Origin of the sequence: Sandarakinorhabdus rubra (assembly GCF_010994245.1) — a bacterium.
GTDB classification, from domain to species: Bacteria; Pseudomonadota; Alphaproteobacteria; order Sphingomonadales; family Sphingomonadaceae; genus Sandarakinorhabdus; species Sandarakinorhabdus rubra.
On record NZ_WMHO01000472.1, the window covers coordinates 1 to 569 of the forward strand.

The 569-nt window shown below is 74.0% G+C and carries 1 pseudogene; it reads left to right on the top strand.

The features are described 5' to 3' along the window. Nucleotides 1-123: 123 nt before the first annotated feature. Nucleotides 124-569 (top strand): annotated as a pseudogene (locus GJV64_RS15360) (penicillin-binding protein activator); the annotation flags it as partial.

Sequence of the window (569 nt, forward strand, 5' to 3'; positions counted from 1 at the left end):
GGGTGCCTATGGCCAGCGCGCGCAGCTGGCCTTCGTGCGCGCCGTGGCCGATGCCGGCGGGCGGTCCACGGCGGTGGTGCCCTATGAACGGGCGCCCGAAAAGCTTGCGGCGGGGCGGCGCAGGTGACCAACCACGCCGCCCGCCTGCGCGCCAGTGGCCGCCCGCAGATCCGTCCCGATGGCACGGTGGAGCGGGTGGCCGGCACGCTGGCACCGGTGCCGTTCCAGGCCCTCCTGATCGCCGATTCCGGCGCGGTGGCGGCGCGCTTCCTCAGCCCCCTTGCCCGCTATGGCGCTGCGCCGGGGCAGGTGGTGATCCTCGGCACTGAGTTGTGGAACAACGAGCCTGGCCTCGCCCGTATCCCGGCGATGAAGGGGGCGATCTATGCCACCGTGCCGGATGCCCGCTTCAACCAGCTGGCCGCGCGCTTTCGCCAGCGTCATGGCCAGAACCCGTCGCGCCTCGCCTCGCTGGGCTATGATGCTGTGCTGCTGGCCAGCAGCCTGGCGGCGCGCTGGGCGCCGGGCCAGCCCTTCCCGCGCGCGGCCCTGCTGGCGCGCGACGGCTT